4 protein-coding genes and 1 pseudogene are annotated in these 5,634 nt (G+C 39.3%); all 5 read right to left on the reverse strand.

The features are described 5' to 3' along the window. Positions 1-230, reverse strand: a pseudogene (locus F6K13_RS15710) (hemolysin D); the annotation flags it as partial. 668 nt (positions 231-898) lie between these two features. Beyond that, a complete protein-coding gene (locus F6K13_RS15715; protein ID WP_287287808.1) occupies positions 899-3,622 on the reverse strand; it encodes a peptidase domain-containing ABC transporter in 2,724 nt (907 codons plus the stop codon). Between the two features lie 85 nt (positions 3,623-3,707). Beyond that, positions 3,708-4,379, reverse strand: a complete 672-nt coding sequence (locus tag F6K13_RS15720) for a helix-turn-helix domain-containing protein (RefSeq protein ID WP_353735670.1) — start codon at positions 4,377-4,379, stop codon at positions 3,708-3,710. Between the two features lie 120 nt (positions 4,380-4,499). Continuing rightward, a complete protein-coding gene (locus F6K13_RS15725; protein ID WP_287287809.1) occupies positions 4,500-4,622 on the reverse strand; it encodes a hypothetical protein in 123 nt (40 codons plus the stop codon). Positions 4,623-4,742: 120 nt separating this feature from the next. Continuing rightward, a complete protein-coding gene (locus F6K13_RS15730) occupies positions 4,743-4,898 on the reverse strand; it encodes a hypothetical protein (RefSeq protein WP_287287810.1) in 156 nt (51 codons plus the stop codon). Positions 4,899-5,634: the final 736 nt, after the last annotated feature.

The raw sequence follows: 5,634 nt of genomic DNA on the forward strand, positions 1-5,634 counted from the left end.
TCAAATGCTATTAACAAATATAGTAATCCTCGCGTCCAACGTTGGGGTAAAGCATCTAATAATTCTTTAGTAGCAAAAGACCAATCATCAACAGATGTATTTGTATCTAATTTGGTCACTTCTGGCTCAGAAATTTTGGAGTTATTTAAACTTTTTTCTAGTGTTACTAAGTCAGTGTCTAAAGGTTTATGACCGTTTGATTCTACAGTTAAATTGAATTGTTGTGGCATGATTTTTATCAGTTATTAATTATCAGTTGTTAGAACTTTGTAGGTTTGGTTGAGGAACCGAAACCCAACACACACTTACCGAATAATTAATAATTAATAATTAAATAATTCGCGCCTTGAAGCCTCCCCTTTTAAGGGGAAAAAAAAGAAATAATATTTCCTTATATTTAATCAAGAACGGTTTAATGGCGAGGTAATTATCAATTATCCATTATCAATTAATGAAGGTTGTTGGGTTGCGCTATCGCTTAACCCAACCTACTACTTTTTTCTAGTTTTATTAAGTCAGTCTCTAAAGGTTTATGACCGTTTGATTCTGCAGTTACGTTGAATTGTTGTGGCATAATTTTCCTAATAATTGTGTTTTTTGTTAAATATAGGGAATAGGAGGGGACTTTGTAGGTTGGGTTGAGGAACGAAACCCAACATATACATTTTGCCCTTTGTCGGTTGGGTTGAGGAACCCAAACCCAACAGATACATTTTGCCCTTTGTCGGTTGGGTTGAGGAACCCAAACCCAACAGATACATCAGGAACAAAATCCAACAAATACTTACGGTTGTTGGGTTGCGCTATCGCTTAACCCAACCTACTACTTTTGACTTTTCATTTGAAACCCTAACATCTTACTTTTGACTTTTGAATTTTGACTTTTGAATTTGAAATTTTAACTTTCCAATTGTTGGCGATTCAGATAATAATAATGTCCCCGTTTCGCCATCAATTCTTCATGATTTCCCTGCTCAATTAACACCCCCCTATCCAACACTAAAATTACATCAGCTTTTCTCACAGTAGATAAACGGTGAGCAATAATTAACGTAGTGCGACCCTGGAGAATACTATTCAAATTTGTCTGAATAATACGCTCCGACTCAACATCCAAATGAGAAGTCGCCTCATCAAAAACCAATAAACGAGGATTTCCCAACAAAGCACGAGCGATCGCTAATCTTTGCCGTTGACCACCAGACAACAAACCCCCACCTTCGCCAATCTGAGTTTCATAACCCATCGGCAACCTTTGAATAAATTCATCAGCACCAGCTAACTTTGCTGCTCCTACAATATCCTCAAGAGTTGCAGAGGGATGAGCAATAGTCAGATTTTCCCGAATAGTGCCACCAAATAAAAAAGTATCCTGGTCAACCACACCTACTTTGTTGCGCACGGATGGCAACGAAATCGTCGTTATATCATAACCATCAATCAAAATTTTACCATCAGTAGGCGGATATAACCCCAAAACCAACTTAGAAATCGTTGTTTTCCCAGACCCAGAACGCCCCACTAAAGCCACAGTTTGTCCCGCTTTTACCTCAAAACTCAAATTTTCCAAAACATTAATATCGCTTTCTGGGTGGTAACGGAAAGTCACATTATCAAAAATAATATTACCCTGTAACTCTACCAAATACTGACGCCCTTCTGATTGTAAATCTTCCTCTGGTTCAGTATCAATCACATCATTAATGCGCTCCACCGCAATAATTACCTCCTGTAATTGATTCCACAAAACCGTCAGTCGCTGAAAAGGACTAATCACAGTGCCAATCAACATATTAAAAGCCACCAACTGTCCAATAGTTAACTCCCCTTGAATAACCAACCATGCTCCAAACCAGAGTAAACCCGTCGTTACCAACGATTCAATAGTTAAACTGAATATTTGCAGTCGGTTGCTAATCACCTGTCCAGAAAAGTTTTTTCTAATTGACTTATTCAGAAATTCCTCCCATCGCCAGCGTACTGTTTGCTCAACTGCTAGAGACTTGACAGTACTTACACCAGTCAGGGATTGAATCAGATAACTACTTTCTTCAGCTAGAGCAGCAAATATTTCTCTAGAGATTTTTTGTAGGAAAGGTGTGGCAATAAGTGCTAATAAAAAAAACGGTGGCACAATAACCAATGCTAGTAAAGCCATTTTCCAACTATACCAGAACATTAGTCCTAAATAAATGAAAACTGTCAGCAAGTCCAACACAATAGAAAGAGCTTCCCCAGTGAGGAAATTCTCAATTTTCCGATTTTCTTGAACCCGAGCAATAATATCCCCCACATAACGAGACTCGAAAAAACTCATGGGTAGTCGGAATGTGTGACGAATAAACCCCACAATCATTGCCAAATGTACTTTATTAGCAGTGTGGTCGAGCAGATATTGTCGCAAACCAGTCATTGCCACCCTGAATAAACCAAAGATGACTAAACCTAATCCCACTGCGGTTAGAGTTAGAGTGCTACCTTGAACAACTACCCGGTCTAGTAGTAGTTGAGTAAATAGAGGTGTAATTAATCCAAATATCTGAATTAGTAGAGAAGTGATAAATACTTCCAGTAGCACTTGTCCATGAGGACTGACCAACTCAAAGAATTGCCAGAAAGGAGTAGTGGAATTTTTGAGTTGTTTGATTAAAGCAGTAGGTTGTAGGAGTAGGGTGTAACCAGTCCAACAGTCTTTAAATTCTGGGTAAGTGAGATGGCGTTGACCAATAGCAGGGTCAGCAATAATCACCTGTTTAGAGGTAATTTCATAGACCACTACATAATGTTTACCTTCCCAGTGAGCGATCGCTGGTAATTTTTGTTTAGCTAGTTGGTCAAGACTTGCTTTTACTGGTCTGGTGGAATATCCGATACTTTCTGCTGCTGCAGATAATCCTCGCAGTGAAGCACCATTACGGTCTACGTTAGCAATATCTCGCACCCGGTTGACGCTGAAATTTTTGCCCCAGTAACGAGCCACCATAACTAAACAAGCGGCACCACAGTCAGAACCGCTTTGTTGAGCAAAGAAGGGATAGCGTCTGGTAATGCGCTGCCAGAGATGACCTACTCGTTGGGTGGGACTAGGGAAATAAGCTTTGTTAATGGTTTTTTGTGGTTTTACCTCTGGTTGCCGATATTCAGTTATGTTCGCTTCTGGCAGATTTTCATCAGAGGAATGGGCAGTTTCTGGCTCACCTTTTTTTTGTAGAGAATCGAGTTTGAGAGCAACTTGATGAAGATGTTCTCGGATTTCCGGGTGTTTTTGAATTAGTGGAAGAAGAGTTTCTCCAGGGAGATAGGAAAGTTTGAGGTTTACTGATGCTCTTGCTGAGTAGGGTTGAAAGGAATGATTAGGAAATAGAGTAGATTCCCCAAATGAAGCTCCTGCATTGAGGGTAGTAATTAATTCTCCCTGACTATCCAATAGTCTAACTTTGCCCACAGTTACAATATATATTCCTGGTTGAGCATCTGCTGTTTCCCAAAATAGACCGACTTTTGGTGTTAAGTATTCTGTAGTTTTAAAGCAATTTTCTATTTCTTTTTGTGAAAGTTGATATCCCAAGACATCAGTAAGCTGCCCCTGAGTCAAAGCAGGAGTAGATGCATTTTGAACCATAACTCAAAATTTTATTTACTATTAGTTATTAAAAGTGTGGAAACTTAATATTTTCAGGGACGGGTTATAGCAACCGCTAAGACCCTTAGAACGTAGACTGATGATGAAACCAGACAGGGAAATCTTTTCCCTCCTGTTCCCTGTTCCCTGTTCCCTCTCTTGGTGCGCGTTCCCTTGCGTCTGTCGCCGACGCGGGGTCGCACCGCTGTTCCCTGTTCCCTCGTATAAGATTTTGGTCTGAGTTCAGATCGCGAATCACAATATTTTTCCCATTAACATCTTGACCAGACATTTCTTCAGCTTTCGTTGGTTTTGGTCTGGTCGATAAACCCATTTGTTTGAGTAAGCGGTTAATATGGCGATCGCTCAATTGTATGCCAAATTCTTTTGCTAAATGTTTACCTAACCAATTAGCAGTCCACCGCTGGAATACATAACCAAATTCCTTGGGACTATTAGTTACTAACTCTTTCAAGCGTTCTAAATATTCTTCGTTAACTTCTTGGGGGCGACCTATGGGATGATTGTTCCATTGGTGAGCTTGACCAGATTTAGCAACAAGTATCCAATGTCTAGCGGTACCAGGAGAACAACCTATAGCTTTACAGATTTGACTTTGGCTTTTGCCTTCATCTGCTAGTAGCATGATTTCTATTCTCTGGCGATATTGCCACGACAACTTATCATCTAGATTTTTTTCTAGAAGTTTACGCTGAAAAGATGTTAAGCACTTTCCATGGACATATGACTTACTCATTTTGACTTGCGAGTTTGAGCGATCGGACAACATAGGTTTTATAGTTATTTATTTATAACTCCGGTGTTTCTTGGAGTAAAGATATTTCTCAGCTACAGTTACTTATGCAATTTTGTCTTTTTAATTGGAAAAAGTAGACCACAGTAGGGGCAAATGGCCATTTGCCCCTACTGGTAGATTTTTTTCTAGAAGTTTACGCTGAAAAGATGTTAAGCACTTTCCATGGACATCTGATTTACTCATTTTGACTTGCGAGTTTGAGCGATCGGACAACATAGGTTTTATAGTTATTTATTTATAACTCCAGTGTTTCTTGGAGTAAAGATATTTCTCAGCTACAGTTACTTATGCAATTTTGTCTTTTTAATTGGAAAAAGTAGACCACAGTAGGGGCAAATGGCCATTTGCCCCTACTGGTAGATTTTTTTCTAGAAGTTTACGCTGAAAAGATGTTAAGCACTTTCCATGGACATCTGATTTACTCATTTTGACTTGGGAAATTGAGTGATCGGATAACATAGGTTTATAGTTATTTGTGTATAACTCCAGTGTTTCTTGGAGTAAAGATATTTCTCAGCTACAGTTACTTATGCAATTTTGTCTTTATTAATTGAAAAGTAGACCACAGTAGGGGCAAATGGCCATTTGCCCTACAGGATTTTTGTTGTGACGTGAGGTCAGAGATCGGCAAAAGCGCTGTAAAATTCAGACAACGCCAGATTGTTTCTTCTCTCCTAAATAAATAAACGCTTTCTTCCTTCTTCGCTTATAATAATTGTTAAGATTTTTGAAAGCAGTCGTCATTTTTCTAATTTTCTTAGGTTATTATATAAATCCCGATAATTACTGGTAAAAAAACTTTCTCTTTCTCTTCTCCTTTCTTCTCTCCTGACTCCTGACTGCTATACGTCGCCAATCCGACGGCTCCCCTACCTGACTCCTTCGTCGTTTATTTATAACTGTTCAACCGGACATGATATTATTGCAGCGTTGGAAGATTGGCAAAAGACTAAATAGAGTTTGAGGAGTCAGAAATCAGGATAAAACCGGATTTATTTTCATTCAAGAAATTTCGTGGATCAACCCGGTTTCTAGGTAAGTCCTATGGGTGGTGGTGCATAGTAATGGTAGAGAGAGTGTGGGGAGATGGCGACCCACCCCTAACCCCGACCGTGGAGGGGAGTATGGGAGAAATTAAAAAATATATATCTTCACCAAAACCCATGCAGGACGGTAGTCCTGCATGGGTTTTGGA

It is taken from the genome of Okeania sp. SIO2B9 (genome assembly GCF_010672505.1).
Lineage (GTDB): Bacteria > Cyanobacteriota > Cyanobacteriia > Cyanobacteriales > Microcoleaceae > Okeania > Okeania hirsuta.